Origin of the sequence: Microbacterium sp. MYb54 (genome assembly GCF_002979515.1) — a bacterium.
Lineage (GTDB): Bacteria > Actinomycetota > Actinomycetes > Actinomycetales > Microbacteriaceae > Microbacterium.
The window spans coordinates 54,155-76,063 of record NZ_PCPA01000006.1; the positions used below are offsets into that span (position 1 = coordinate 54,155).

The following is a 21,909-nucleotide window of genomic DNA, read 5'->3' on the forward strand; positions in this document are numbered from 1 at the left end:
CGACGATGGCGTTGAGGCGTACCACCAAGAGCAGGCTGTATCGGTACTCGGTCTATGTGGTGTTGATCGCGATCGCCGTCTGGGCGATCGTGAGCACCGACTGGGCGAAGATCGGACCGCTGTTCTTCAATCCTGAAGTCGCGGCGAAGATGTTCCCCGGGATCATCACGACCGCCCTGGTGAACACACTGTGGTTCACGGCCGTGGCGTTCGCCGGCGGGCTGCTGCTCGGCGTCGTACTCGCGCTGATGAAGCTCTCGGTGATCGCACCGTTCCGGTGGATCGCGACGTGCTGGATCGAGTTGTTCCGTGGGCTTCCCGCGATCCTCACGATCTTCGCCATCGCATTCATCCTGCCGATCGCCCTGGGTGTTCCGGGGACCAAGCTCGGCGGACCAGTGGTGCTCGGTCTGATCGGCCTCGTGCTCGTCGCCTCGGCCTACATGGCCGAGACGATCCGCGCCGGTATCCAGGCTGTGCCGAAGGGGCAGACGGAGGCCGCACGCTCTCTGGGCATGTCGCCGATGAAGACGACCTTCTGGATCGTCGTGCCGCAGGGGTTCCGGATCATCATCCCGCCGCTGACCAACGAGTTCGTGCTGCTGTTGAAGGACACCTCGCTTCTTTTCATCGCGGGTTCGTTCATCTGGTCGAAGGAGCTGACGAACTTCGCCCGTGACGCGAGCACGCAGAACGCGAACGGAACGCCGCTGATCATGGCGGCGGTCCTCTACCTGATCGTGACGATCCCGCTCACGCGCTTCAGCGCGTGGCTGGAGCGTCGGATGGCGAGGCAGCGATGATCACGGACCTGATTGATGTCCATGCTCCGGCGATCGACCTGCAGGGGCTCGTGAAGTCGTTCGGCGACAACGAGGTGCTCAAGGGCATCGACCTCACCGTCACCAAGGGCGAGGTCGTGTGCGTGATCGGGCCGTCGGGCTCCGGCAAGTCGACCCTGCTGCGCTCGGTCAACCTGCTCGAGGAGCCCACCGGCGGCAAGGTGCTGATCGAGGGGATCGACATCACCGACCCCGATGTCGACATCGACCGCGTGCGCACCCGCATCGGCATGGTGTTCCAGAGCTTCAACCTGTTCCCACACCTCGATGTGCTGGGCAACCTCACGATCGCGCAGCAGCGGGTGAAGAAGCGGTCGAAGAAGGAGGCCGAGTTGATCGCGCACGCGATGCTCGATCGGGTCGGCCTGGCGGAGAAGGCCGATGCCTACCCCGGGCACCTGTCTGGCGGACAGCAGCAGCGTGTGGCGATCGCCAGGGCGCTGTGCATGAACCCGGACATGATGCTGTTCGACGAGCCGACATCGGCGCTCGACCCCGAACTGGTCGGCGAGGTGCTGCAGGTCATGCGCTCGCTGGCCGACGAGGGGATGACGATGCTCGTCGTCACGCACGAGATGGGCTTCGCGCGCGAGGTCGGATCCCGCCTGATCTTCATGGACGGTGGGCACATCGTCGAAGAGGGCGATCCGCGCGAGGTGCTCGGCAACCCGCAGCATCAGCGCACGAAGGACTTCCTCTCGCGCGTGCTCTGAGCCGAAATCGACGAGACCCCCTGTCGCAGATGTCTGTGACAGGGGGTCTCGTCGTGAAACGTGGATCGGTGAGGTCAGGCCTCGACGACCTCGGCGTCTGCGGCGTTGCGGCGGACGGAGTCGATGCCGTTCAGCGCGGCGGACTTCGACGAGTATCCCTCGCTGACCGCGATGGTCTCGCCGTTGCCGGCCTTCAGACGGAACCGGTACTCGCCGGACTTGTCGGTGTACAACTCGAACTTGCCTGCCATGAGGCGTCCTTTCTCTCTCTTGAACAGAGGGAACCCCGCCCCTCGGGCCTCACGCTAGCGCTCAGAGCGGGCCCGGGGGAAGAGCGATGACTCAGCCCCGCGGATGCACGGCGACCGGCTCGGGGGCGATCGCGATGCGCACACGATCGCCGAACGCGGGGTGGGTCCCCGGGGAGTGCTGCACCCGCACGAGCTCGCCCGACTCGGTGCGCACGAGCGTACGACGCATGCTGCCGAGGAACGTGCTCTCCTCGACCAGGGCGTCGGCTGCGGCGTCGGCCTCTGACGCGAAGTAGACGTTCTCCGGCCGCAGGTACACGTCGACCGGACCGTCTGCCGGCGACTGCAGGGGGAGCCGCTGCCCCCACACCATGACGTGATCGCCCTCGGCCACCCCCGACACGACGCTGGAGAGACCGACGAACGCCGCCACCCCGGCCGTGGAGGGCATCGTGTAGAGCTGCTCGGGCGAGCCGATCTGCTCGATGCGACCCGCGTTCATGACGGCGATCCGGTCGGAGACGGCCAGCGCCTCTTCCTGATCGTGCGTGACGAAGACGGTCGTGATCCCGAGGCGCAACTGAATGCGGCGAATCTCGTCGCGCAGTTGAACCCGCACCTTCGCGTCGAGGGCCGAGAGAGGTTCGTCGAGCAGCAACACCTTGGGCTCGGTGACCAGTGCGCGCGCGAGCGCCACACGCTGCTGCTGCCCGCCGGAGAGCTGGTGCGGGAACCTGTCGGCGAACTCTGTGAGGCCGACCAGCGCGAGGGCGTCGAGGGCCCGTCGTGCGGCCTCCGCCTTGCCGACGCCGCGTCGACGCAGGCCGAAAGCGGTGTTCTCGGCGACCCGCAGGTGGGGGAACAGGGAGTACGACTGGAAGACCATGCCGATGTCGCGCTTGTTGGTCGGCACTCGCGACACGTCACCGCCGCCCAGGAGCACGGCGCCCTCGTCGGCGCCCTCGAGACCTGCGAGAACTCGCAGCAGGGTCGTCTTGCCGCAACCGGAAGGGCCGAGGAGGGAGACGAACTCGCCGGGCGCGATGTCGAGGTCGACCCCGTGCAGCACCCGGTTGCCGGCGTAGCTCTTGACGATGCCCTGCAGCTCGACGCGGGTGCCCTCGCCGGCCTGGGCGAGGAGCAGGTTGTCCTTGGTGCGCGGGAGCGCGTGGTCGAGGGTCATGAGCGGGCCTTTCCGGAGCCGCGGGCGACGCGGCCGATGACGAGGAGCAGGAGGAAGACGAGCAGCAGCGCCAGCAGGGTGAAGATCGCCGGGGCGTAGGGATCCTGCTTGTTCACGACGACCATGGCGGTCTGGAACACCTGGCGGTTCAGGAGCGAGGCGATCGTGAACTCCCCGAGCACCACCGCGATGGAGATCAGCGATGCGGCGAGCAGTCCCTGGCGGAGGTTCGGCGCGAGCACCTTCAGGACGACTGTCGGCCAGCTCGCGCCGAGCGAGCGCGCCGCTTCGGAGAGCGTGCGCAGATCCGCCGCATCGATCGATGCCTGGATCGAGCGGAACGCGAACGGCAGAACCGTGATCCCGTAGGCGAAGGCGAGCGTCCAGGTGCCGGTGCCGAACGCGCGGCCGATCTGCAGATAGATCGGCGCGAGGCCGACCACGAGCACGATCGCCGGGATCGAGATGGGAAGCAGCACCGCGAACTCGAAGGCCGGCTTGAGCTTCGGGAAGCGCAGGTTCACCAGGATCATGGTCGGTGCGAGCAGCAGCAGGACGATGGCGACCGTCACGACCGCGAGGATCATCGAGTTGCCCAGCCCCGTCCAGATCGGCTTGAGGGTCGCCGCGGCCGCGGGGTCGAACAGCGCAGTCCAGCGGGCGAATGACAATCCGCCCTCAGGGTCGCGCAGGGTGAACAGGAACGTCGATACCAGGGGGATCGCGAAGAACGCGCCGACCAGGATGCCGATGATCCAGCGGGTTGCGAGCGAGGGACCGAGGCGGTTCATGACTGCCACCTCGCAGCGCGTCGCTGCACGAGGGAGTACAGCGCCATCACGATCCCGACGATCACGATCATGCCGAGCGCGAGGGCGCCCGCGAGGTTCTCGCGGCCGAGCACCGTCTCGCTCGTGAGAGCGGTGCGGATCTGGAGCGGCACGATCTGCGCACCCTGGCTGGCGAGGGCGGCGGCCGTGGCGTACGAGGAGAAGGCGTTCGCGAACAGCAGCAGCAGGCTGGCGAGGAACGACGGGGCGAGCACGGGGATGCCGATGCGAAGCCAGAAGCTCGATCGCGTGCCGCCGAGGGTGAGGTTGGCCTCCGCCCACTGCGGCTTGAGAGCGGCGAGGGCGGGCATGAAGGTGATCACCATGAGCGGTATCTGGAAGTAGAAGTAGGGGAGGATGAGGCCCGGCAGCTCATAGAGCCAGGTGCCGTTCTCGAAGATGTTGACGCCGAAGGAGTCCTTCAGGAAGACCGTGACGACGCCCTGGATGCCGATCGTCGCGATGAAGGCGAACGCCAGCATGACGCCGCCGAACTGCGCGAGCACACCCGCCGCGGCATCCACCGCCGAGCGTGTTCTGCCCTCGGGGTCCATGCCGAGCAGTGCGTAGCAGACGAGGGCGCCGACCAGCGCGCCGACGACGGCGGTGAGCAGAGAGAGGCCGGCGGAGTTGGCGAAGGTGTTCAGCACGACGGGGTCGGCGAGGGCCGACAGGTTCGCCCACGTGAACGTGCCGTCCTTCGTGAAGAAGCCGGAGCCGATCGACAGGATCGTCGGGACTGCCAGGAAGAGCACGACATAGGCGGCGAACGGGACGAGCCCGAGCCAGGCGAGGGACGGAGCGGACCGCCGGGCCCTCGCGTGCTGCGAGGACCCGGCGGGGGTGGCGGGGGCGGACGCCGCAGCATCCGCCCCCGTTGCGGTGAGGGTGGTCACTGGACCGCCGCGGCCCACTTCTCGCCGAGCAGCGCGCCGGCGTTCGTCGACTGCTCCTCGGTCGGGACGACCGTCTCCTCCGGTGCCTCGGGGAGGGCGGCTGCCAGGTCGGCGTCGATCGTGCCGGCGTCGGTCATGGCCTCCATGCGCACCGGGCGGGCGCCACCCTTCAGCCAGAGGTTCTGCACCTCGTCGCTGTAGAGGAACTCCTGCCACAGGCGTGCGGCGGCCGGGTGCGGGGCATCGGCGTTGATGGCCTGGTTGTAGTAGCCGGCGTAGCCGGTGCCGTCGAACACGACGACCTTCCAGTCCTTGTTGTCGGCCGTGTGCGAGGCGTTCAGGTAGTCCCAGTCGAAGACGACCGGGGTCTCACCGCTCGCGATGGTCGCGGTCGTGACGTCGACCTTGAGCAGGTTGCCGGCCTTCTGCAGCTCCGAGAAGAAGTCGATGCCCGGCTGGAAGTCGTCGAGCGTGCCGTCGGACTGCACGGTGGCGAGGCCCACCGCGGCGAACGCGGCACCGGCCTGCGTCGGGTCGCCGTTGATCGCGACGGCACCCTTGTAGTCGGCCGAGAGCAGGTCGGAGAGCTCGGCGGGAGCCTCGAACTTCGACGAGTCGTAGCCGATCGACATGTATCCGCCGTAGTCGCCGACGAAGAGACCGGTGGGCTCCTTCAGCTCGTCGGGGATGTCATCCCAGGTCTGCACCTTGTAAGGGGCGAAGACATCGGTGTTCTGCAGGGCGACCGTGAGGCCGATGTCGAACACGTCGGGGGCGGTGTCCAGGCCCTCGTTCGTCTTCGCGGCCTGGATCTCCTCGGCGCTCGAGACGTCGGGGGAGGCCTCGTTGATCGTGATCTCGGGGTACTTCTCGGCGAAGAGATCGAGGATCTCGCCGTAGTTCGCCCAGTCACGGGGCAGCGCGATGACGTTGAGCGAGCCCTCGGCCTTGGCGGCGGCCTCGAGGTCGGCGAACGTGCCGAAGTCGGCGACGGCGGTCGCGGCGGAAGCGTCCACGTCGGAGTCGCCGGCAGCGGGAGCGTCGGTCGCCCCTGCGCAGGAGGTCAGCGCGAGTACGGCCGTGGTGGCCAGGGCGATGCCGGCGCCGATGCGCGCGCGGCGGGTGAAGCGAGCCATGAGTGTCCTCTCGGTGTCCGGCGCTGTGAGCCGGTTTCGGGTTGCGAGAGGACACTATGAGGCGGAGGTTGCCGCCCGTCGCGGGTCTGGTGAACGGATGGTGGCGAGGCGGTGGCCGGTCGGGGCCGCCGGGTTTCAGCCCTGGGGAACCGTGTACTTGAATCCGCGGTGCGAGCCGACGTAGCCCAGGCGCTCGTAGAAGCGGTGGGCGTCGGTGCGGGCGGCATCGGAGGTGAGCTGCACCATGGTCGCGCCGACTGCGGGGGCCGCGACTTCGCCGACCCAGCGCATCACGGCGGAGCCGATGCCCGACGAGCGCAGGCTGCTCTGCACCCGCACGGCCTCGACGAGCAGTCGCCGTGCGCCGCGCCGCGCCATCCCCGGGATCGAGGTGAGCTGCAGTGTGCCGACGATCGCACCGTCGAGTTCGACCACGAGCAGGTCGTTCGACGGCTCGGCCAGGATCTCGAGGAGCCCCTGCTCGTAGGCGGGACGGTCTTCGTCAGACGCCACATCACCACGTGCTGCACTGATCGGGTCGTCGGCGAGCAGAGCGATCACGGCATCGGTGTCGTCGGCCGTCGCGCGGCGGAGGAGCGCGGTTCCGATGCGCGATTCGAACGAGTGGGGCAGCGGGAGGGCATCGAGCATGGCTCCAGTCTGCCAGCGCGCGCTGTGGCTCCCGGCGCCGATGCGAGGGCAACGTCGACTCTCTGGAATCATGGCGAGGTGGATATCGGCGCCGTGCTCGGACTCGAGCAGCTCACCTGGGGGATGCTGCTGCTCGTCGTCATCGCCGCGTTCTGCGCCGGCTGGATCGACGCGGTCGTCGGTGGGGGAGGGCTGCTGCAGCTACCGGCTCTGCTGCTGATTCCCGGTATCTCCCCGGTGCAGGCGCTCGCGACGAACAAGCTCGCCTCGGTCTTCGGTACCGCGACCAGCAGCGTCACCTACTATCGCCGAGCGAAACCCGACCTGCGCACCGCGCTGCCGATGGCGATCATCGCGTTGATCGGCTCCTTCGGCGGAGCGGCGGTCGCGACCGTGCTGCCGCCGGCCGCGTTCAAACCCATCATCGTGATCGCGCTGCTCGTGGTGGCGCTGTTCACCGCGTTCAAGCCGCAGATGGGCGCGGCGACCCAGCTGCGGTTCCATGGGCACAAGCACCACATCATGGCGGGCGTGGCGGGACTCGGCATCGGCTTCTACGACGGGATGATCGGGCCGGGAACGGGAACCTTCCTCGTGATCACCCTGGTCGCCCTGCTCGGCTACGACTTCCTGCAGGCGAGCGCCAAGGCCAAGATCGTGAACCTCGCGACGAACGCGGGCGCCCTGATGCTGTTCATCCCGCACGGCGCGGTGCTGTGGTTGCTCGGTGGCATCCTCGCGGTCGCGAACGTCGCCGGCAGCTACCTGGGGTCGCGGATGGCGATCTCGCGCGGGACCACGTTCATCCGCGTGGTGTTCCTCGTGGTCGTCATCGCACTGATCGCGAAGCTCGGTGTCGATGTGTGGAACGAGAACATCGTGCCCGCGCTCGCGGCGCTCTCGTCTTAGCCGCGCGATGCTCTGCCGCGCGCGATGCTCTACCGCGCGCGATGCAGGCCGCGCGCGCGGCCTGCCGGATCAGGCAGAAACGCCGGATCAGGCAGGTTCCTCGCGGAACCGCCTGATCCGGCGCGTGTGCCTGTGCCCGCGAAGGGCGGGGAGGTCAGGCCTCGTCGTCCTCGGGCTCGAAGTCGACTCCGGCCTCGGCGCGCTGCGCGTCGGTGATCGGTGCCGGGGCGGAGGTCAGCGGGTCGTAGCCGTTGCCCGACTTCGGGAATGCGATGACCTCGCGGATCGACTCGGTCTTGGTCAGGTGCTGCAGCACGCGGTCCATGCCGAGCGCGATCCCGCCGTGCGGCGGTGCGCCGAACTTGAACGCGTCGAGCAGGAAGCCGAACTGCTCATCGGCCTGCTCGTCGCTGATGCCCATGACCTCGAACACGCGCTTCTGCACGTCTTCGCGGTGGATGCGGATCGACCCGCCGCCGAGCTCGGAACCGTTGCACACGATGTCGTATGCGTAGGCGAGGGCCGAACCGGGGTCGGTGTCGAACGTGTCCTGGAACTCCGGCTTCGGACCGGTGAACGCGTGGTGCACTGCGGTCCAGGCGCCGGCGCCGACGGCCACGTCACCGGATGCCACGGCATCCGCCGCAGGCTCGAACATCGGGGCGTCGACGACCCAGGTGAAGGCGAACTCGTCGGGGTTGAGGTAGCCGAGACGACGACCGATCTCGACGCGCGCAGCGCCGAGCAGCGCACGGCTCTCCTTCGTGGAACCGGCAGCGAAGAACACGCAGTCGCCCGGCTCAGCGCCGACGAACGCTGCGAGTCCGGCCTGCTCCGCCTCGGAGAGGTTCTTCGCAGCGGGGCCACCGAGGGAGCCGTCCTCGTTGAACAGGACGTAGGCGAGACCGCGCGCGCCGCGCTGCTTCGCCCAGTCCTGCCACGCGTCGAGCTGCTTGCGCGGCTGCGAGGCACCGCCGGGCATGCGAACCGCGCCGACGTACTCGGCCTGGAACACCCGGAACGGGGTTTCCTTGAAGTACTCGGTCATCTCGACGAGCTCGAGTCCGAAGCGAAGGTCGGGCTTGTCGGAGCCGTACTTGGCCATCGCCTCGGCGTAGGTCATGCGCGGCAGCGGGGTGGCGACCTCGACGCCGATCGTCGCCCACATCGCCTGGATGAGCGTCTCCATCAGTGCGATGACGTCTTCCTGGTCGACGAAGCTCATCTCGATGTCGAGCTGCGTGAACTCCGGCTGACGGTCGGCGCGGAAGTCTTCGTCGCGGTAGCAGCGCGCGATCTGGAAGTACTTCTCCACGCCCCCCACCATCAGCAGCTGCTTGAACAGCTGCGGCGACTGCGGCAGCGCGTACCAGCTGCCCGGGCTCAGGCGGGCGGGCACCAGGAAGTCGCGGGCGCCCTCAGGGGTCGAGCGGGTGAGCGTCGGAGTCTCGACCTCGGTGAAGTCGTCGGCGTGCAGCACGTCGCGGATCGCCTTGTAGACGTTCGAGCGCAGGCGCAGGGCGGATGCCGGCGCGGGACGGCGCAGGTCGAGGTAGCGGTACTTGAGGCGTGCCTCTTCGCCGACGGTCTCGGTCTCGGCGAGAGCCGTGGAGACCTGGAAGGGCAGCGGCGCGGACTCGTTGAGCACCTCGACGTCGCTCGCGATGAGCTCGATCTCGCCCGTGGGCAGGTTCGGGTTCGCGTTGCCGTCAGGGCGCTGCGAGACCACACCGGTGACCTGGAGCACGAACTCGTTGCGCAGCGGGTGGGCGATCTCCTCGTCACGGATGACGACCTGGGCGATGCCCGAGGCATCCCGCAGATCGATGAAAGCGACTCCTCCGTGGTCACGACGGCGATCGACCCAACCCGCGAGGGTGACGGTCTGACCGATGTGCTCGGCTCGCAGTGAGCCTGCCGAGTGGGTGCGAAGCACGGAGTATTCCTTCTGATCTGGGAAATGGGGAACCCGCCCATTCTACGGGGGCGGGCAGAACGCCATCGGCCCCGTTGGCGGTGCCGGAGTCGCCGGATCAGTATGATCGCCACGACACAGCCTTTACACAGAAAGCGTGCACCCCCATGGACAACAACGGCATCTCCGATCTCTATGCATCGATCTTCTCCGGCACCACCGGTCTGATCGCGCTCGTCTTCTACATCCTCGTCGCGGTCGGGCTGTGGAAGGTGTCCACGAAGGCCGGCTACCCCGGCATCCTCGCGATCATCCCGTTCGTGAACCTCGTCTTCCTGGTGAAGATCGCCGGAATGTCCGGCTGGTTCGCGCTGCTGTACCTCGTCCCGATCGTGAACTTGGTCCTCGCGATCATCGTCGCGTTCAAGCTCGGTGCGCGCTTCGGAAAGGGCGGGGTCTTCTCGTTCTTCCTGCTGCTCCTCTTCCCCTACATCGGGTACCTGATCCTCGGCTTCGGGGACGCGCGCTACAGCAAGGCGTGAGATGACGGCGTCGCGGTTGCACCTCGTCCGACACGGCGAGGTGCACAACCCGGCTCGCGTGCTCTACGGTCGGCTTCCCGACTACCACCTGAGCGACGCGGGCCGGGAGATGGCTGCAGCGGCCGCCGACCATGTGGCCTCGCTGGATCGGCCGATCGCCGCGCTGTACGCCTCGCCGTTGGAGCGTGCGCAGGAGTCGGCCGAACCGTTCGCCGAGCGTTTCGACCTCGTCCCCGAGATCGACATCCGTCTGATCGAGCCGACGAACGTGTTCGAGGGTACGCAGATGCGCCGGTCGCTGATGAACCCCCTGAACTGGTGGCACCTGCGCCAGCCGTCCGTCCCCAGCTGGGGTGAGCCGTATTCCTCCATCGCGGAGCGGATGCTCGGCATCATGGACGAGGCGTGGGATGCGTCAGCCGACGGCGACGTCGTGATGGTGTCGCACCAGGCGTCGATCTGGATCACCCACCTGCGCGTGGCAGGCCTGCCGTTGCGGCACGATCCCCGCACCCGTCGCTGCGCTCTGTCGAGTGTGACCTCGTTCGAGCGCGTCGGCGACGTCTGGCGCGAGGTCGCGTACGCGGAGCCCGCGGCGACCGGCGGCGCGGTCGACGTCGGCGCGGTCTGAACCGCTCCCGGCCTTCGAATCGCGCGACTGGCCCCATCTCCACGATGGATGCGACCAATTGCGCGATTCGAACGGCCGAGGTCAGTGCTCGGCGGCCAGGAGTGACTGGATGATGCCGACCGCGGCGAGCTGACCGGCGGCAGTAGCCAGCAGCACCGACGCCATCGGGCCAGGGAGCGTCGCGCGGTGGGCGAGGTCGCCCGCGGCGAAGATGCCCTGCACGGAGGTGCGCCCGAACTCGTCGATCTCGATGCAGCCGGACGCGAGCATCTGCAGGTCGAGCTGCGCGGCGAACGATGACCGCTGACGCATCGATCCCGCCGCCACGAAGACGCCGGCGACCACACGCTCACCGTCATCCGTGCGGATGCTGACCCCGTGATCGACCTTTTCGACCGAGGAGACCGGGGCGGAGCTCACCTGCACACCCTTCGCCTGGAGCATCAGGATGTCGTCATCGGCGAACAACTCCGCGACGGGGAAGACGGTGATGTCGCCGACGATCCGGCCCAGGAGGCCGATGAGGTGCTCAGCCCTCGCGGCTGCGCCGACGATGGCGATCGGCTTGCCGGCATGCTCGTGTCCGTCGCAGAACGGGCAGCTGAACGCGAGGGTTCCCCACAAGTCCTGCAGTCCGGGCACGTCGGGGAGGTCGTCGGCGACGCCCGTGGCGATGATGACCCTGCGCGCTTCGACCACCGACCCGTCGGCGATGCCCACCACGAACGCATCCTCGACACCCGAGACGCTCGTCGCTGCCGCGTCGCGGATCTCCACATCGTCGTAGGCGGAAAGCTCCGCTCGGGCGGTCGCGCGGAACTCGGCCGGGGGAGCGCCGTCGGCACCGACCATGTTGTGCATGTGCAGGACTTTGCCGTTTCGGTATTCGCCGGAATCCAGGAGCAGTGTCGATCGATGCATCCGTCCGAGGGTCAGGGCGGCCTGCAGTCCTGCCGGTCCTGCGCCGATCACGATGGCGTCGTACATGGGTGGTCCTTCCCGCTGGATGTTGCGTTCCACGCCAGTCTGTGACTTCATGTCAACATGAAGTCAAGTTCTGAGCATCCGTGGTCCGTCGGTGATGTCGCGGCCCGTTTCGAGCTGCCGACGAACGTGCTGCGGCACTGGGAGTCGGTGGGGCTGCTCACTCCTCCTCGCGACTCCGCGGGGCGACGGCGCTATGGCGAGGACGAGGTCGTACGCATCGCCGTGATCCAACGCAGCAAGGCCGCGGGGATGAGCCTCGAACAGATCGCGGTGCTGCTCGACGACGGGAGCGCCGGGCGGCACCAGGTGTTGCAGCAGCACCTGGACGACCTCGATCGACGCATGGAGGAGATGCGCAGATCCCGAGAGATGACCGAGCACGCGATGGGCTGCCGGGCCCATGACATCGCCACTTGCCCGCGCTTCCGGGCAGGTGTGGATGACGTTCTGGCGCGCTTCTGACGCCCCCTCCGCGGAGGGCTCGTTTCCGGCTCGTGCATAGGATCTTCTGCGTAAACTCGGAGTCGTGCCAAGCGATTCGACGGTCCGTCCTATCCGCAGCGGCCGCTCCTCCCGCACCCGGCGTTCGCGTCGTGCGGTCGGTGCCGCGCTCGCTGCGGTGCTCGCCATCGGTCTGAGCGCGTGCGCTCCCGATCCGGTCAGTGAATCCTTCCTGAACGGCGAGAACACCGGCTACGTCGCAGCCGACGGTGCGATCGTCGAGATCCCCGTCGCCGATCGCGGCGAACCCGTCGTCTTCAGCGGGGTGACCGAGAAGGGCGAGAAGTTCGACAGCAAGGACATCGCCGGACAGGTCGCCGTGATCAACTTCTGGTACGCCGGCTGCGCGCCGTGCCGTCTCGAGGCCGCCGATCTGGAAGGCGTCTGGCAGGACTTCAGCGATCAGGACGTCGCATTCATCGGCATCAACACCCGCGATCAGGCGGATACCGCCGTCGCGTTCGCCAAGGAATACGACATCACGTACCCGAGCTTGATCGACGTCGACACAGCCCAGGCCAAGCTCGCCTTCGCCAAGGAGACGCCGATCGCCGCGACGCCGACCACGCTGGTGCTCGACAAGCAGGGCCGCGTCGCCGCGCGCATCATCGGCCCGATCGATGGGAAGTCGATCCTCTCCACGCTCGTCAAGGACGCGCTGGCGGAGGACTCGTGAGCGGCCAGGGCACTTCATGAATCCCGAAGCGATCATCGGCTCCGGGGCCCTCTGGATCGCGATCCCGGTAGCGATGCTCGCGGGACTCGTCTCGTTCCTCTCTCCGTGTGTGCTGCCTCTCGTTCCCGGCTATCTCGGCTTCCTCGGCGGTGCGGTCGCGCCGCGGGCGGCCGCCGTTTCCGGAGCGCCGGGCCAGACGACGACCCAGACCACTGAGACCGCGACACGCGGCCGACTCGTGCTGGGCGTGCTGCTGTTCATCTTGGGCTTCAGCCTGGTCTTCGTCTCCATCACGGCCCTGGGCGGTGTGGCCAGCGTTTTCCTCCTGCAATGGGGCGAACTCATCACGCGCATCCTGGGCGTCGTCATCATCGTGATGGGCCTGGTGTTCCTCGGCCTGTTCGGGTTCGCGCAGCGCGAGCTCCGCTTCCATGTGGACTCGAAAGCCGGCATCATCGGCGCCCCGCTGCTGGGCATCGCGCTCGGCATCGGGTGGGCGCCGTGCCTGGGCCCGACGCTCACGGCGATCTTCGCGCTGTCCTTCAACGCCGGCGACCCCGTGCGCGCGGGCTTCCTCGGGCTCGCCTACTCGCTCGGGCTCGGCATACCGTTCCTGCTCGTCGCCCTCGGCTTCGGGTGGGCGACGAAGGCGATCGGCTTCCTCCGCCGTCACATCCGCATCGTCAACGTCATCGGTGGAATCCTGCTCATCGCGCTCGGCATCCTGATGGTCACCGGGCTCTGGACAGACATCATGTCGCGCTTGACGGCGGTGATGGGCAGTGTCCTCCTCCCGCTCTGACCGCCCCGTGAAATCCACCGGCTCTGAGAAGAACCCCCGCACTGAGAAGGCCATGACCAAGAACAAGGGTGACGCGAACAGCGACTCCAGCGATCCGCTCCGTCCGTCCGACCACGTCGACGGCGATGACTCGATCGCCCAGCCGCGGCTCGGGTTCGTCGGTTGGCTGCGCTGGGGCTGGCGTCAGCTGACCTCGATGCGCACGGCGCTGATCCTGCTGCTCGTGCTCGCGATCGCGGCGATTCCCGGCTCGATCTTCCCGCAGCGGATGGCCGACCCGAACGGCGTCACGCAGTGGGAGCGCGACAACCCGGATCTCTTCCCGGTGCTCGACGGGCTGAAGATGTTCGACGTGTACCTGTCGCCGTGGTTCTCGGCGATCTACCTGCTGCTGTTCGCCTCGCTCGTGGGCTGCGTGATCCCGCGCATCAGGCACCACGCCAAGGCGCTGCGTGCGCGTCCGCCCCGCACTCCCGCGCGCCTGCAGCGGCTCGAGGACTACCGTGCGATCACGCGCGATGCCACGGCCGATTCCGGCACCAAGACCGGGGATGCCGAGGCGGAGGCCGCGGCGTCGATCGATATAGCGACGAAGCAGCTCAAAGCGCTCGGCTATCGTGTCGAGCGCTATGACCGTGGGCGCACCTTCTCGGTCTCCGCAGAGCGCGGCTACTGGCGCGAGACCGGCAACCTGCTGTTCCATCTCGCGCTCGTGGGTGTGCTGGTCACGGTCGGCATCGGCGGCGGGTTCTCGTACACCGGCCAGCGCGTGCTGGTCGAGGGCGAGACCTTCGCGAACACGCTCCTCGACTACGACTCCATGAACCGCGGTCGCTTCGTGAGCGACGACGCCTTCTCGCCGTACTCGATGCGCCTCGACTCGTTCGACGTGACGTACCAGCCGTTCGGTGAGCCGGGCTCCGGCCAGGCCGGCAACTTCTCCGCGAACGTCACGGTGAAGGAGAACGGCGAGGAGCGTACGGGCTCCGTCAAGGTCAACGAGCCGCTCGGGGTCGCCGACGACGACGTGTTCCTGCTCGGCAACGGCTACGCGCCGACCGTGACGGTGCGCGATCCGGAGGGCAACGTCGTGTTCACCAACAGCACGCCGTTTCTCCCGCAGGACAACAACATGACCTCGCTCGGTGTGCTCAAGGTGCCGGACGGACTGGCCGAGCAGGTCGGGCTGGTCGGATTCTTCTACCCGACGACCGGCGTCCTCGACACTGGCGCGTTCTTCTCCGCCTACGGCGACCTCACCAACCCGACGCTCACGCTCGACGTGTACACGGGAGACCTCGGGATCAACGAGGGAGTACCGCGCTCGGTCTACGTGCTCGACACCACCGGGATGACCAAGCTCACCGGTCGCAGCACCGATGTCGAGTCGATCGAGCTCGCCCCCGGCCAGACGGCCCAGCTCCCGAACGGCCTCGGGTCGGTGACCTTCGAGGACGACTCTCCGGCAGGCGCGACCGACGCCTCGCAGTCGGTGAAGCGCTTCGCCTCGCTGCAGATCCATCGTGACGAGTCCGGCGTGTGGGTGCTCGGCTTCGCGCTGCTGGCGCTCGGCGGCCTGATGATCGCCCTGTTCGTGCCCCGTCGACGGGTGTGGGTCAAGGCGACGGCGCACGACGATGCGGTCTCACTCGAGTACGCCGCGCTCGCTCGCGGCGAAGACCCGACTCTCGCCGCAGCAGTGGAAGACCTCGTCGCCGGTCACACCCGGCTGCTCGACGCGGCCGGCGGCACGACAGTGCGCCCCACGATCGATGACACCGCCGACACGTCTGCAGGCGAGTCCGCCGAGCCGGAAGCCCCGGCAACCGACACCCGGAAAGTAGACTGACACCATGCTCGAGCTCAACGTGATCTCGCCGGTCCTGCTCTGGACGGCGATCGCGATCTACGCGGCGGCCTTCGTGGCCTACGCCTTCGATCTCGCGCGGCGCTCGCAGGCCACGGCCGATGCGCAGACCGTCAAGGAGTCGGTGCTCGTCGGGGCAGGCGGTGGGAGCGTCACCGCCTCCGCCGGGTCTTCCGACGCGACCCCCGCTCCGCAACGGTTCGTGATGGCCCGGATCGGCACCTCGCTGACCGTGCTCGGCTTCCTCTTCCACCTCGCTGCCGCGGTCACCCGTGGCCTCGCAGCGGGACGAGTGCCCTGGGCGAACCTGTACGAGTTCGCCATGATGGGCACCCTGCTCATCATCGCGGTGTACCTCGTGGTCCTCACCCGCATCGACCTGCGGTTCCTCGGCACGTTCATCACAGGTCTCGTCGTGGTGCTGCTCGGCCTCGGGGCGACGAACTTCTACGTCGAGGTCTCGCCGCTGATGGACCCGCTGAAGAGCGTGTGGCTCGTCATCCACGTGTTCGTCGCCTCGCTCGCGACCGCGTTCTTCGCACTCGCCTTCGCGCTCTCGGTGATCCAGCTCATGCAGTCGCGCCGCGAGCGTCTCCTCGGCGAGGGTGCGACGAAGACCGGTCCCGGCTTCCTCCGCACCTTCCCGAATTCGGTGCGCCTGGAGAGCCTGGCGTACATGTTCACGATCATCGGCTTCATCCTCTGGACCTTCACGCTCATCGCCGGATCGATCTGGGCGTACTACGCCTGGAGCCGTTTCTGGGGCTTCGACGTCAAGGAGACCTGGACGTTCGTGATTTGGGTCATCTACGCCGGATACATCCACGCCCGTGCGACCCGCGGCTGGCGCGGCAACCCCTCGGCGTGGCTGGCGATCGTCGGCTTCTCCGCCGTGATCTTCAACTTCACGATCGTGAACGTCTTCTTCAAGGGCCTGCACGCCTACTCCGGCCTGAGCTGAGCCTCGGGCGAGAGCTGAGTCGGGTTCCCGACGGCTGTCAGCCGCCGAAGGTCAGGATCTCGGCGTGCTCGATGCCGCCCTGGTACCAGACCAGTTCGGCTTCGGTGATGGTCTCGGCCGGCTCTGAGGCGAAGGTGCGGGTCTCGGCCTGGGCGAATCGCGACCACTCCGCTGGGTCGAGCGTCTTGCCGTAGAGCACCGACAGGTGAAAGGTCCAGTCCTCCAACGGCAGTTCGCCGAGGCGTCGGAAGTCCGTGGCATCCAGCGCGGCGGTCAGGCTCGAATACGCCGATACCAGCGAGGCGCTGCGGGCGAGGCGCACGATCAGGATCTGCCAGGGCGCGGGGAACTCGTCGACGGCCTCGGCCCTGACCTCGATCGGCGACTGCTGTGCGGCCCAGGTGCGGATCAGCTCGGCGAGTTCCTCGCGCCGTTCCGGCTCGTAGAACCCACGGAGCGTGACGTGTCCGGTGTGCGGACGCCGCGCCGGGATGCCGAGGCGTTCGAGCGCGGCGTCCTGGACGTCCCGATACACCGTGCCGACGTCGGCGGTGGGCCGGAGCACGAGGTACTGCTGACCTTCGAGGCTCGCGAGCTGGTCGGGGGTGTCCATGAACGGTCGACGCATGGCCCGAGCCTAGGACGCGGCGTCGTGCGCGCGAAACAGTGACCGACACACGAACGGCCCGGCGCGTCATACTTCGATGCGCCGGACCGGAAGTGGATGGACTGCCGCTTTGGCAGGGCGGCTGGAGGGCAGAGGGCGGGCGGGTCAGGCCGTGGCCAGGACCGCCTTGGCCGAGGTGGTGCGTCGCAGCGTCACCGCGAGCGTCGTGGCCACGAGCGACAGCACGCCCCAGACGACCAGGGCCGCGACCGCGGAACCGCTGCCCGCGATCAGGCCGGCGAAGGCTGGGGCTGTCGGAAGGGCGGCGCCGATCCCGGCCAACCAGCCGGGCACGGTCGAGATCAGGCCGGTCGCGACGGCGAGGACACCGACGAGGGCGGAGATCCAGCGTCCGACGCCGCCGAACAGGGCGACGAGTGCCTGGTTCACTGCCGCGAACACCACACCGGCGAGCACTGCTGTGCCCGCGAACGCCCACCAGGTTCCCGCGTCGTAGCTCGCCACGATCTGCACGATGAGTGACACCAGCAGACCCTGTCCTGCACCGATCAGTGCGGCGGGCGCGAAGGCTCGCAGGGTCAGGGTGGCCGACGACCGTCGAGAGGTGAGGGTGCGAGCGGTGTGGGCGCGCATCACCACGAACGTCGCGAGTCCGCCGAACCAGAGCACCACGGCAGCGAGCAGCGGGATGGCGGTCGGGCCGAAGATCGTGTTCATCGACGAGTTCGACGACACGGGGTCGGCGATCACCGAGGCGATCGACTTCGACTCGTTGTCGCTGAACGAGGGGAGCGAGTCCGATGCCGTGCGCAGCCCGCCAGCGAGGTCGCCGGTGCCGGTCGCCAGGGTGTCGAGCCCGGTCGTGAGCTCGGTGGCGCCGTCGGCGAGAGCGGTCGCTCCGCTGGACAGCTGCGTCGCACCGGAGGCCAGGCCGCGCGCACCGGTGGCGGATGCGCCGATGCCCTGATCGGCCAGCTGGGTGAGGCCGGAGGAGAGCTGGGTGGCGCCGGCGCCGGCCTGGGTCATGCTCGACGCGAGAGTGCTGAACGTGCCGGGAAGCGCGGCGACGCCACCGGCGACATCGTCGTTGCTGAGGATGCCGGATGCCGTGCCTGCGCTCGTCGCCACGGCTCCTGCGTCGGCGGCGAGGGAGGAATACAGGTCGCACTGCGCTTGGTCGGTGATGGGCGGCGTACATGCTGTCTGAGCCAGGCCGCCCAGTCGCTGCGCGAGCGCTACCGAGTCGCTCGCAGCCGATTGTGCCGATGCGGATGCGCCCTGGATCGCCTCGACCAGCTTCTGAGTGCCGCCGACGTTCTGCTGCAGTGTCGCTCCGCCGGCGGTCAGCCCCGAGCCGATCTGCGCCGCACCGGCCGCGGCCTCACGGGTCTTGCCAGAGATCGTGTCGAGTCCCGAGGCGAGCGACGACGCACCCGCGCCGAGCTCACCCGCACCGGATGCCAGCTTCGTGGCGCCGTCAGGGATCGCGGCGGCTCCGGTCGCGGCATCACGCGCGCCGTTCGCGAGCTTCACGGCGCCGTCCGCCGCATCGCCGATCTGGTCGCCGATCGTGGTGAAGCCGACGAGGATGTTCTCGGTCGTCGCCTCCGACAGCATCGTGCCCATGGTCGAGGCGGCGACGTCCGCGATCTGACCCGTGATGAGGTCGTCGGCGACGAGTCCGTCGTCAGGAGTGGTGACGGTGATGGTGGCCTGCTCGGCCTTGCCGCCGCCGTCGGAGATCGCGGTGCCGGCCGACGTGGCTGCTGCGGAGAACTCTTCGGGGATCGTGATGACGGCCTGGTAGGAGCCGTCGGCGAGCCCGTCGGCGGCGTCGTCCTTGTTGGAGATCACCCATGTGAGGTTCGAATCGAGGTCGTCCGACCCCTCCACGAGCCCCGAGGCGAGCTGGCGTCCGAGCGGGGTCAGCTGTCCGTCGATGGTCACCGGCTCGTCGAGGTTCACGATGGCCGCGGTCATCGAGTCCAGACGCTCGGTCGGGTTCTGCAGGGCCGCGACCAGGATGCCGCCGACCGCCGCCGGCAGCAGCAGCACGCCGAGGATGGTCAGCCACGTGATGGGCTTGCGGGAGCGCGCACGCTCGATGGGGAGGGTCATGCGGTCACCTCGGTGGATTCTGCGGCGCTCCGGCGAGGAGCACGCGTGTCGAGAGTCTGTGCGTCGGGCCATCCGGCCTCGGCGAGGGTGGTCCGTGCCGAATCGGCATCGGAGGCGGTGGCGAACACCGCGAGCGTGCGGGAGGCCGCAGCATCGCGCAGCATCGCTGTCGCCTGGTCACGCTGTCCGCCGGTCAGGCGGTCGATCCCGTCGATCACGACGATCTGCGACTTTCCGCGCAGGGCTTCGGCGAGGTCGTCGAGCGCGGCATCCGCGTCGTCGACCAGCACGCAGCCGACGTGCGAGCGCACCCAGGCGGCACGGCCGGGGAGCAGGTGGCCCGAGACGCGGAGGCGTCCGTCGGTGGGGGTCAGGCGTCCCGCGACCGTGAGGGCGAGAGCCCGGCGCGTCCGCAGGTCGCTGCCGGTCGCGATGACCGCACCGCCGGCAGGGATGCGCATCGACAGTCCCTCGATGACGGGCGCATCGGCGCTGATCTCGAGGTCGTCGGCGGCTACGACAGATCCGTCGCCCGGCCAGGCGGCCAGGTGGCGTTCGCGTTCCACGGCCTCGCCTTCGACGTCGACACGGGGGAGGATCTTCTCCAGCCAGCGGGGGAGTTCCCAGGCGCGTTCGCCGAGGATCGCCATGAGCGCGGGGATCAGCGTCATCCGCACCAGGAAGGCGTCGACCGCGATGCCGGCGGCGAGGCCGAGCGCGATCGGTTTCAGTGACGAGTCGCCTTCGGGGACGAACGCGACGAACACCGCGAACATGATGAGTCCGGCCGCGGTGACGACCTTCGCCGATCCTGTGAAGCCACTGCGCACGGCGCGGAGTGCGGCGGCACGTCTGGTCGCACGGTTCGGGCTCGTCGATTCCTTGTCGTGCACGAAGTCCTCTCGCATGCGGGAGACGAGGAACACCTGGTAGTCCATCGCGAGACCGAACAGCACGCCCATCAGGATGATCGGCATGAAGCTGATGATCGGTCCGACCTTGGCGACGTGCAGGAGGTCGGCGAACCAGCCCCACTCGAACACGGCGCCGACCACACCGAAGGCGGCGACGATCGAGAGCAGGTAGCCGAGAGCCGCGGTGATCGGCACCCAGAGCGAGCGGAACACGATGGTCAACAGGATCAGCGAGAGGCCGATCACGAAGATGCCGAACGGCAGGAGCGCATTGCCGAGCTGATCGGAGATGTCGATCCCGACGGCCGTGAACCCGGTGACCTTCAGGTCGATGCCGAATTCGTCGAGCCATTCGTCGTGGTGGCTGCGCAGCTCTCGCACGAGGTCGGCGGTCGCCGGGTCGTCGGGGGCGGTCTCCGGGATGATCTGCACGATGCCGGTGTCGGCGGTCTCGTTCGGGGTCGCGAGGGCGACCTCCTTGACACCGGGGACCTTCGCGACCGCGTCGCCGAGGTCTTCCATCAGGGTGAGCGGGTCGGTGGAGGTGACGATCGTGCCGGTGAGGATCAGCGGGCCGTTGAAACCGGGCCCGAACTCCTCGCCCACGAGGTCGTAGTTCTGACGGGCCTCGGAGTCCTTCGCAAGCACTCCGGCGTTCGGCAGTGCGAGGTCGAGGCTCAGGGCGGGGACGGCCACGATCCCGAGTCCGAGGACGACGGCGATCGAGACCAGCACCGGATGCTTCATGACGCCGCCGACCCAGCGGGCGCTGCCCTTGATCGGAGCGGCGGGCTTCGACGGGGCGGATTCGTCGGTCGAGCCGTCGGTGTTCTTCTTCGTCTTCGGCGCCTTGACCTTCTTCGGGCGGCCGACGACCTTGCCCTTCATGAATCCGAGCAGGGCAGGGGTGAGGGTGACGGCGATCGCCACGGCGACGGCCACTGCGGCGGAGGCGGCGATACCCATCGTGGTCAGGAACGGGATGCCCGCGAAGCCGAGGCCGATCAGCGCGATGAGCACCGTGACACCGGCGAACACGACGGCGGAACCTGCGGTGCCGACGGCGCGCGAGGCGGACTCCTCAGGATCGATGCCTTCGCGCACTTGATCCTGATGTCGCGCCATGATGAACAGCGCATAGTCGATGCCGACCGCGAGGCCCAACATGAGCGCCAGCAGCGGGGTGGTCGAGGAGACGGTCGCGAACGCGGTCGCGGTGAAGATGCCCGCCATCGAGATGCCGACGCCCAGGATCGCGGTGAGCAGGGGGAGGCCCGCCACGACGAACGAGCGGAACGTGACGATGAGCACCAGGAGTGCGATCAGGAGTCCGACCGCCTCGGTGAGAGTGACCCCCGGGATCGAGATCGCGAAGAGGTCGCCGCCGAGGGAGGTCTGCGAGCCTGCGGGAAGCTCTGCGTCGAGGTCGCTCACGACGGAGCGCAGCGCATCCTTCGTGGTGTCCGAGACGTCGGTGGATTCGCCGTCGAACTGCACGCGCACGATGGCGGCGTTGTCGTCGTCGTTGATCATGCCCTTGACCATCTCGTCGTACGGCGATGTGGCTGCGAGGACACCGTCGAGGTCGCCGAGCTCGTCGACCGCCCCCTCGATGTCGTCTCGGTACTCGTCATCCGTGATCTTGTCGCCGTCGGCGGCGACCACGATGAACTGCGCGTTCGTGCCGCTCACCTGCGGGAACGAGCGGGAGAGCTGCTCGAGCCCCGCCTGCGACTCCGTACCGGGGATGGAGAACGTGTTGTCCGTTCCCGCTCCCAGGACGAGTGCTCCCGCGCCGGCGATGCCGAGCGCGAGCAGCCAGGAGACGAGAACCCGCCAGGGGTGCCGGAAGGACCAGCGTCCGAGCGACGACAGGAGTGTGGACACGCGTTCCTCCGAGGGGTACGAGGTGGATACACAGGTGTATCCAATACATAGATGTATCGTAAGGTGACC

The 21,909-nt window shown here is 68.1% G+C and carries 21 protein-coding genes; 10 read left to right on the top strand and 11 right to left on the bottom strand.

From position 1 onward, the window contains the following. Nucleotides 1-5 precede the first annotated feature (5 nt). A complete protein-coding gene (locus tag CQ040_RS08530) occupies nucleotides 6-803 on the top strand; it encodes an amino acid ABC transporter permease (RefSeq protein ID WP_028502169.1) in 798 nt (265 codons plus the stop codon). After that, complete coding sequence (locus tag CQ040_RS08535) at nucleotides 800-1,555, top strand: amino acid ABC transporter ATP-binding protein (protein ID WP_105527757.1); 756 nt, start codon at nucleotides 800-802, stop codon at nucleotides 1,553-1,555. The genes CQ040_RS08530 and CQ040_RS08535 overlap by 4 nt, the downstream gene beginning before the upstream one ends. 74 nt (nucleotides 1,556-1,629) lie before the next feature. Here the strand turns inward: CQ040_RS08535 and CQ040_RS08540 are convergent, their stop codons facing one another. From CQ040_RS08540 to CQ040_RS08565, 6 genes are all read right to left on the bottom strand, one after another. Next, a complete protein-coding gene (locus CQ040_RS08540) occupies nucleotides 1,630-1,806 on the bottom strand; it encodes a YegP family protein (protein WP_081663082.1) in 177 nt (58 codons plus the stop codon). Between the two features lie 91 nt (nucleotides 1,807-1,897). Continuing rightward, nucleotides 1,898-2,989 (bottom strand): ABC transporter ATP-binding protein, encoded by a 1,092-nt coding sequence (locus CQ040_RS08545; protein ID WP_105527756.1) that lies wholly within the window; start codon nucleotides 2,987-2,989, stop codon nucleotides 1,898-1,900. After that, the gene (locus tag CQ040_RS08550; protein ID WP_105527755.1) at nucleotides 2,986-3,780 is read right to left on the bottom strand and encodes an ABC transporter permease; all 795 of its coding nucleotides are present in this window, start codon (nucleotides 3,778-3,780) and stop codon (nucleotides 2,986-2,988) included. Before CQ040_RS08550 ends, CQ040_RS08545 begins: the two co-directional genes overlap by 4 nt. Continuing rightward, nucleotides 3,777-4,715, bottom strand: a complete 939-nt coding sequence (locus tag CQ040_RS08555; RefSeq protein ID WP_181156770.1) for an ABC transporter permease subunit — start codon at nucleotides 4,713-4,715, stop codon at nucleotides 3,777-3,779. The genes CQ040_RS08550 and CQ040_RS08555 overlap by 4 nt, the downstream gene beginning before the upstream one ends. Next, nucleotides 4,712-5,851: an ABC transporter substrate-binding protein gene (locus CQ040_RS08560; protein WP_105527753.1), complete on the bottom strand. Its 1,140-nt coding sequence runs from the start codon at nucleotides 5,849-5,851 to the stop codon at nucleotides 4,712-4,714. Before CQ040_RS08560 ends, CQ040_RS08555 begins: the two co-directional genes overlap by 4 nt. A 135-nt stretch (nucleotides 5,852-5,986) precedes the next feature. Further along, nucleotides 5,987-6,502 (bottom strand): GNAT family N-acetyltransferase, encoded by a 516-nt coding sequence (locus CQ040_RS08565; RefSeq protein WP_105527752.1) that lies wholly within the window; start codon nucleotides 6,500-6,502, stop codon nucleotides 5,987-5,989. Between the two features lie 123 nt (nucleotides 6,503-6,625). Here CQ040_RS08565 and CQ040_RS08570 point away from each other — a divergent pair, with 123 nt between their 5' ends. After that, on the top strand, nucleotides 6,626-7,411 hold the full coding sequence (locus tag CQ040_RS08570; protein ID WP_105527800.1) for a TSUP family transporter: 786 nt from the start codon (nucleotides 6,626-6,628) through the stop codon (nucleotides 7,409-7,411). 154 nt (nucleotides 7,412-7,565) lie between these two features. On the opposite strand, the gene aspS is transcribed toward CQ040_RS08570, so the two are convergent. Further along, complete coding sequence (gene aspS, locus CQ040_RS08575) at nucleotides 7,566-9,347, bottom strand: aspartate--tRNA ligase (protein ID WP_105527751.1); 1,782 nt, start codon at nucleotides 9,345-9,347, stop codon at nucleotides 7,566-7,568. Between the two features lie 146 nt (nucleotides 9,348-9,493). On the opposite strand from aspS, the gene CQ040_RS08580 reads away from it, so the two are divergent. Both CQ040_RS08580 and CQ040_RS08585 read left to right on the top strand, forming a co-directional pair. Then, a complete protein-coding gene (locus CQ040_RS08580) occupies nucleotides 9,494-9,868 on the top strand; it encodes a DUF5684 domain-containing protein (RefSeq protein WP_105527750.1) in 375 nt (124 codons plus the stop codon). A 1-nt stretch (nucleotide 9,869) separates the two neighbouring features. Next, nucleotides 9,870-10,499, top strand: coding sequence for a histidine phosphatase family protein (locus CQ040_RS08585; protein WP_105527749.1), 630 nt, complete (start codon nucleotides 9,870-9,872; stop codon nucleotides 10,497-10,499). An 81-nt stretch (nucleotides 10,500-10,580) separates the two neighbouring features. On the opposite strand, the gene CQ040_RS08590 is transcribed toward CQ040_RS08585, so the two are convergent. Beyond that, nucleotides 10,581-11,537, bottom strand: coding sequence for an NAD(P)/FAD-dependent oxidoreductase (locus CQ040_RS08590; RefSeq protein ID WP_258131479.1), 957 nt, complete (start codon nucleotides 11,535-11,537; stop codon nucleotides 10,581-10,583). 6 nt (nucleotides 11,538-11,543) lie between these two features. Here CQ040_RS08590 and CQ040_RS08595 point away from each other — a divergent pair, with 6 nt between their 5' ends. From CQ040_RS08595 to ccsB, 5 genes are all read left to right on the top strand, one after another. Further along, the gene (locus CQ040_RS08595; RefSeq protein WP_105527747.1) at nucleotides 11,544-11,948 is read left to right on the top strand and encodes a MerR family transcriptional regulator; all 405 of its coding nucleotides are present in this window, start codon (nucleotides 11,544-11,546) and stop codon (nucleotides 11,946-11,948) included. Between the two features lie 64 nt (nucleotides 11,949-12,012). Then, nucleotides 12,013-12,663 carry a TlpA disulfide reductase family protein gene (locus tag CQ040_RS08600; RefSeq protein WP_105527746.1) on the top strand — a complete coding sequence of 217 codons (651 nt, stop codon included), beginning with the start codon at nucleotides 12,013-12,015 and terminating at the stop codon, nucleotides 12,661-12,663. Nucleotides 12,664-12,679: 16 nt separating this feature from the next. Beyond that, the gene (locus CQ040_RS08605) at nucleotides 12,680-13,465 is read left to right on the top strand and encodes a cytochrome c biogenesis CcdA family protein (protein ID WP_105527745.1); all 786 of its coding nucleotides are present in this window, start codon (nucleotides 12,680-12,682) and stop codon (nucleotides 13,463-13,465) included. Between the two features lie 52 nt (nucleotides 13,466-13,517). Continuing rightward, entirely contained in the window at nucleotides 13,518-15,314 is a 1,797-nt protein-coding gene (locus CQ040_RS08610) for a cytochrome c biogenesis protein ResB (protein WP_258131480.1), read from the top strand. Between the two features lie 4 nt (nucleotides 15,315-15,318). After that, a complete protein-coding gene (ccsB, locus tag CQ040_RS08615) occupies nucleotides 15,319-16,293 on the top strand; it encodes a c-type cytochrome biogenesis protein CcsB (RefSeq protein WP_105527743.1) in 975 nt (324 codons plus the stop codon). A 37-nt stretch (nucleotides 16,294-16,330) separates the two neighbouring features. Here ccsB and CQ040_RS08620 read toward each other — a convergent pair whose 3' ends face one another. The 3 genes from CQ040_RS08620 to CQ040_RS08630 form a co-directional block, all read right to left on the bottom strand. Next, entirely contained in the window at nucleotides 16,331-16,921 is a 591-nt protein-coding gene (locus CQ040_RS08620; RefSeq protein WP_258131482.1) for a 2'-5' RNA ligase family protein, read from the bottom strand. A gap of 144 nt (nucleotides 16,922-17,065) precedes the next feature. Beyond that, nucleotides 17,066-19,039: a YhgE/Pip family protein gene (locus tag CQ040_RS08625; protein ID WP_105527375.1), complete on the bottom strand. Its 1,974-nt coding sequence runs from the start codon at nucleotides 19,037-19,039 to the stop codon at nucleotides 17,066-17,068. Further along, nucleotides 19,036-21,840 (bottom strand): efflux RND transporter permease subunit, encoded by a 2,805-nt coding sequence (locus tag CQ040_RS08630; protein WP_105527374.1) that lies wholly within the window; start codon nucleotides 21,838-21,840, stop codon nucleotides 19,036-19,038. The genes CQ040_RS08625 and CQ040_RS08630 overlap by 4 nt, the downstream gene beginning before the upstream one ends. Nucleotides 21,841-21,909 lie beyond the last annotated feature (69 nt).

Bases quoted from the DNA above. Each gene is read 5' to 3' on its own strand.
- CQ040_RS08530 (WP_028502169.1), top strand. From the start codon at position 6: ATGGCGTTGAGGCGTACCACCAAGAGCAGGCTGTATCGGTACTCGGTC.
- CQ040_RS08535 (WP_105527757.1), top strand. From the start codon at position 800: ATGATCACGGACCTGATTGATGTCCATGCTCCGGCGATCGACCTGCAG.
- CQ040_RS08540 (WP_081663082.1), bottom strand. From the start codon at position 1,806: ATGGCAGGCAAGTTCGAGTTGTACACCGACAAGTCCGGCGAGTACCGG.
- CQ040_RS08545 (WP_105527756.1), bottom strand. From the start codon at position 2,989: ATGACCCTCGACCACGCGCTCCCGCGCACCAAGGACAACCTGCTCCTC.
- CQ040_RS08550 (WP_105527755.1), bottom strand. From the start codon at position 3,780: ATGAACCGCCTCGGTCCCTCGCTCGCAACCCGCTGGATCATCGGCATC.
- CQ040_RS08560 (WP_105527753.1), bottom strand. From the start codon at position 5,851: ATGGCTCGCTTCACCCGCCGCGCGCGCATCGGCGCCGGCATCGCCCTG.
- CQ040_RS08565 (WP_105527752.1), bottom strand. From the start codon at position 6,502: ATGCTCGATGCCCTCCCGCTGCCCCACTCGTTCGAATCGCGCATCGGA.
- CQ040_RS08570 (WP_105527800.1), top strand. From the start codon at position 6,626: ATGCTGCTGCTCGTCGTCATCGCCGCGTTCTGCGCCGGCTGGATCGAC.
- CQ040_RS08580 (WP_105527750.1), top strand. From the start codon at position 9,494: ATGGACAACAACGGCATCTCCGATCTCTATGCATCGATCTTCTCCGGC.
- CQ040_RS08585 (WP_105527749.1), top strand. From the start codon at position 9,870: ATGACGGCGTCGCGGTTGCACCTCGTCCGACACGGCGAGGTGCACAAC.
- CQ040_RS08590 (WP_258131479.1), bottom strand. From the start codon at position 11,537: ATGAAGTCACAGACTGGCGTGGAACGCAACATCCAGCGGGAAGGACCA.
- CQ040_RS08595 (WP_105527747.1), top strand. From the start codon at position 11,544: ATGAAGTCAAGTTCTGAGCATCCGTGGTCCGTCGGTGATGTCGCGGCC.
- CQ040_RS08605 (WP_105527745.1), top strand. From the start codon at position 12,680: ATGAATCCCGAAGCGATCATCGGCTCCGGGGCCCTCTGGATCGCGATC.
- CQ040_RS08610 (WP_258131480.1), top strand. From the start codon at position 13,518: ATGACCAAGAACAAGGGTGACGCGAACAGCGACTCCAGCGATCCGCTC.
- ccsB (WP_105527743.1), top strand. From the start codon at position 15,319: ATGCTCGAGCTCAACGTGATCTCGCCGGTCCTGCTCTGGACGGCGATC.
- CQ040_RS08620 (WP_258131482.1), bottom strand. From the start codon at position 16,921: ATGCGTCGACCGTTCATGGACACCCCCGACCAGCTCGCGAGCCTCGAA.
- CQ040_RS08625 (WP_105527375.1), bottom strand. From the start codon at position 19,039: ATGACCCTCCCCATCGAGCGTGCGCGCTCCCGCAAGCCCATCACGTGG.